The organism is Streptococcus dentapri (genome assembly GCF_042649885.1).
Lineage (GTDB): Bacteria > Bacillota > Bacilli > Lactobacillales > Streptococcaceae > Streptococcus > Streptococcus dentapri.
This window is the reverse complement of sequence record NZ_JBHSAC010000060.1, coordinates 1-4,011: the sequence shown is the minus strand read 5'-3', so window position 1 is coordinate 4,011 and position 4,011 is coordinate 1. Positions and strand designations below refer to the sequence as shown.

Annotated in this window: 6 protein-coding genes and 1 pseudogene; all 7 read right to left on the bottom strand. The window is 40.2% G+C overall.

Annotation, left to right across the window (positions count from 1 at the left end):
• Window positions 1-52 precede the first annotated feature (52 nt).
• A complete protein-coding gene (locus ACFOSE_RS07330; RefSeq protein ID WP_380432067.1) occupies window positions 53-388 on the bottom strand; it encodes a DNA/RNA non-specific endonuclease in 336 nt (111 codons plus the stop codon).
• A gap of 74 nt (window positions 389-462) precedes the next feature.
• Window positions 463-702, bottom strand: coding sequence for a hypothetical protein (locus ACFOSE_RS07325; RefSeq protein ID WP_380432065.1), 240 nt, complete (start codon window positions 700-702; stop codon window positions 463-465).
• Window positions 702-1,646 (bottom strand): TNT domain-containing protein, encoded by a 945-nt coding sequence (locus tag ACFOSE_RS07320; RefSeq protein WP_380432064.1) that lies wholly within the window; start codon window positions 1,644-1,646, stop codon window positions 702-704. Before ACFOSE_RS07320 ends, ACFOSE_RS07325 begins: the two co-directional genes overlap by 1 nt.
• Window positions 1,647-1,789: 143 nt before the next feature.
• Complete coding sequence (locus ACFOSE_RS07315; protein ID WP_380432063.1) at window positions 1,790-2,365, bottom strand: hypothetical protein; 576 nt, start codon at window positions 2,363-2,365, stop codon at window positions 1,790-1,792.
• Window positions 2,366-2,423: 58 nt separating this feature from the next.
• A complete protein-coding gene (locus tag ACFOSE_RS07310; RefSeq protein ID WP_380432061.1) occupies window positions 2,424-2,882 on the bottom strand; it encodes a hypothetical protein in 459 nt (152 codons plus the stop codon).
• A gap of 118 nt (window positions 2,883-3,000) precedes the next feature.
• Window positions 3,001-3,300: an ABC transporter gene (locus ACFOSE_RS07305; RefSeq protein ID WP_380432060.1), complete on the bottom strand. Its 300-nt coding sequence runs from the start codon at window positions 3,298-3,300 to the stop codon at window positions 3,001-3,003.
• A gap of 13 nt (window positions 3,301-3,313) precedes the next feature.
• Window positions 3,314-4,011, bottom strand: a pseudogene (locus tag ACFOSE_RS07300) (hypothetical protein); the annotation flags it as partial.

Below are 4,011 nucleotides of genomic sequence, written 5' to 3'. Positions count from 1 at the left end.
CAATTGAGAATCGAACAAATCATACTGGCTTATAATTTGAGATATTTTGAAATTAACTAGCACCACGAGTATAGTTTATATTAACATCAACAGTAACTTTCTTGCCTTCTTTAACAGCTTTTGCCCATTGGTTTTCGATTTTCTTATAGCTGCTCAAATTCACATCACTTAACTGTGAAACCAAGTTATCTCGTAAAGGAGAACCTCCAAAACGGTCACCTGCTATGTGTCCTGCATGGTCACCAGATTGTTTACCTGGAGTATTAGGGTCATGTCTGAGCCGCACATCACGTTCAGTAAGTTGTAACTCATCTGTATGCCAGTTATCCAAACGTCCTAAATCATCCGTTTGATAAAGGTATTCAAATTCGCTTGCTTGATAGGTCACATAAGGCTTTTTCCATAGCTACGCTATAATTTTTTTACTTTAACATTATCTAAATGCAATTCTTAAACTGTTATTTATGAGTCCTGCCTATATCTTGACAACTTACGTAGAAAATAATCACAAGCCTTATCTTCAGATTCAAATACTTTTAAGCCAGATTTTCTTCCTCTTTCACTATAGTAAACTTCCCAATGTTTCTCTGACTCTTTTACCAAACAAAGTTTTTCATTTGGTAAACCTCCTAACATAATGGAATATAGATCTTCTGGAACTTGCCAAGACAACAAAATATTCTTCAGCTCTGCTATTGTCATTATTCAACCCTCCTAATTATATTATTATCCAATAATTCATCAACAGTATCTGGTAATAAGTATTGTATTCCTCCACCAGGCTCGTCAAACCACGGAGCAACTTCACCAGCTTTTACTTCCAGTGGTTCTACTACTTCAAAGACACTATATGGTTTTAAATCCGTACCCGGCGCAACTGCCCTCTGTTCATAAGGAATTCCTTCAGGAGAGATAAAACTACCATAATCACTACCATATCTATCAACTCTAGTACCGGGGGTTAAAACGATCTTCTTTGGTTCTCCACTAAACCCATCATTTTCTGGCCAATTTATTGAACCAGTCTCTTGATCATAATACTTAGGATTATCATATACTGATTTATATTTTTGATAAAGTTTGGCATCAGGTTGGTACGTCCAATCACCTAATTTCACCCTATCTGCAGGTTCAATCCCAGCTTCCGCATACTTGTTCCACTGCTCATAGCGACGGGCATCTGTTTCTGACATCTGATCCTTGAAAGGTACATAATCATCCGTGCTAGGGCTGGCCTCAACCGGCTCAGTTCCCTTAGGTCCCTCGACTTCATCTACCTTAGCTCTCGGCACGTCAGAAGCATTAGCTCCCGTCACTTCCCCAGCTCTAGCCGGTGCATAGACATCACCGACCTTGGCTCTTGGAATATCAGAAGCTTTAGCCCCAGAAACTGCTCCTGCCTCTAAGCCAGACCCATCGGTCTGATGAGAAACATGAGGCACCTCCGGCTGAACAGAAGAGGAATCAGGCGTTCTGACCTTAGCGAGGTCAGGAGTCTCGGTCCTAGGCCGGGCAGCACTGCTGTCCACTCCCCGGGGATGGGCAGCGTCCACATAGCGGCCGCCTAGGCCAACGCCTAAGCCGGCCACCTGCATCAGGCTGGGGTCCTCACCCTTGACCAGCTTTGGATGGATCCAGCTAGACAATATCTGAAATAGTTTCATAAATCGCTAGGATTTTGAACTCACATTTCGGTAACTTATAAAATTAACCTAAGCTTTTCACTTAGGCTAAATCATCTTGCAAATTTCCAAGATAACTTTTTGCTAAAACGAATCAATTCCATAGACTAGTTCTCTGTATCAGAAGCTTCATGAGCTTTTTTCAACAGCCTTTCAAACTCATCTTCGCTAAATAAGGATCGACTGGCTTCTGGATTTCTTAGTAGCACTTCTGGATATTGACGAATAAAGGAACAGTCAATAGCATCTTGGTCATGACTGGGCCATAAACCGGTCGTCAAGTAAGTCTTGACATCATAGGCATCTTGATCCGATTGAAAGGCTTTATCCATTAGCTCCTTGGTGATAGGATAAGCAGCCTCCCGTGAGTCGTGACTCCCTGTCTGCCAGCGCATTTCATAGTGCCCATCTTCTTCATAAACAAGGAATCCATTTCCTTTATGGGTGATCACTTTTGTTTCATTATAATGATCCAATTCTCCCACTTTTGGCCATCGGCCTTTTTCTGCATAGAACATGACTTCTAATTCATCTTTACTTGAATTAGCTAATTTTTCAGCCAGTTCAGCTGTTATGGGATAAGAATAGTGCTCTTTTCCCCTTGTCCAAAAGATAATATACCTATTTTTTTCTACATTTTCCTCAATTGAACAATAATTGTATTTTTTATATTTCAAAGACATCAAGCATCACCTCAATTAATAAACATCATCAACAGTATAATGGCCTTCTAGTAATTGATCAATAATTGCTTCTGGTGTTCCCCCCCTTGGTGTAACCACCTGGAATCCAATCACCTTGATAAGCGCCTGCTTCGTTACCAGATGGCATACGAAGTCCTGTAAAATCATGTGATTCAATTACTTTTGGAGTATCTCCTAAAGAGCCGGGTCCCAAAGTTAGCAGTTCTTCCAATACTCTTGGATTTCCATGTGAAGCTTTAACGGCCTTTTCGTAGACAGATTTAGGCATAACAAATTGTCCATTAGGAGCACCGATTGTGGTTCCATAATTATCTAAATCTGCGCGATATCTCTCACCGCTTACTACTTTCACTATGCCATCTTTAAACATAGAAAGGTGTTGATTAATCTCATCTTGTGAATACACACGGTTGACATCTGGACGTTTACCATTCGGAGTTCCAACAATACCATCTTCAACCTTTTGTGATAAATCAATATGAGGTAATGATTCCATATCCTTCCTGAAATCAGCTCTGGCTGAAACTTCAACCATAGCTGATTTCAACTGTAGATATTGGGCTACTGTCTTCAAGAACAGAACACACATGCGAGGTGAGATAAATTATTAATTTTTACTTATTTCCTAGTAAGAAATTTGCAAGGATAGTTGTATTATTAGAAATTCTTGTATTCACTTGTTTACGTACTTCAAAGTTATCATTCCAATAATTAATCTCAGACAATCCCCCATGTGGTGGGAAAAGGGATTGATAGATTGCAATTTTCTTTCTTTCGGATAAGGTAATGTTATCCGCTAAAATATTTCTAAGATCATCTAAATACTCTAATTGAATATTTACACCATTTATATGATATTTATAAATGGTGTCAGTGAGTGTATCAATTGCTCCTATGATATCTGTGACATTCATATATAACCTTCCTTTAATGTGAAATTTCCCATGAATCTAAAACTTCTACACCTTCTATATTCCATGGTGAATCAATAAAGATCTGTTGTTTACCAATACCCCCAAGGTAAATTCCTCCTTGACTTCCTACAGGACCATCATAAATGGTTGTTCCTTTTGGTATCTTGATTTTATAAACTTTATCAATCGGGGATTGTCCACTATACGAGCCATCTGGATTCATCCAAATATCCTTAACGGCTGTATCAATTCTTACTTGAGCCCTTGAATTCGGAGCTTCAACAGTAAACCATTGTCCCATTGGATTATCGGAGCTACCTGCTCTATAAAGTATAGTATCTCTTTCTAGAGTACTAACGTTATAGCGTCCTCCATAGAAATTACGATTGGGAGTGGATGGATGTTCTACCAAAGGGCCGGGATTAGTCGTGCCATTGAACTCATAATCATGTAAATCATCATATTTAGAAATATAAGTCCCTGTTGTATCTTGATGACCGCCCTTAATCACCTCAGAACCCTTGGAACCGGTCACTTCCTCAGCTCTAGCCGGTGCCTCGACATCGCCAACCTTGGCTCTTGGAATATCAGAAGCTTTAGCCCCAGAAACTGCCCCTGCCTCGGGGATGGAGCCATCGGCCTGATGGGAAACATGAGGCACCTCCGGCTGAACAGAAGAGGAATCAGGCGTTCTGACCTTAGCGAGGTCAG

Bases quoted from the DNA above. Each gene is read 5' to 3' on its own strand.
- ACFOSE_RS07325 (WP_380432065.1), bottom strand. From the start codon at position 702: ATGACAATAGCAGAGCTGAAGAATATTTTGTTGTCTTGGCAAGTTCCA.
- ACFOSE_RS07315 (WP_380432063.1), bottom strand. From the start codon at position 2,365: ATGTCTTTGAAATATAAAAAATACAATTATTGTTCAATTGAGGAAAAT.
- ACFOSE_RS07310 (WP_380432061.1), bottom strand. From the start codon at position 2,882: ATGGAATCATTACCTCATATTGATTTATCACAAAAGGTTGAAGATGGT.
- ACFOSE_RS07305 (WP_380432060.1), bottom strand. From the start codon at position 3,300: ATGAATGTCACAGATATCATAGGAGCAATTGATACACTCACTGACACC.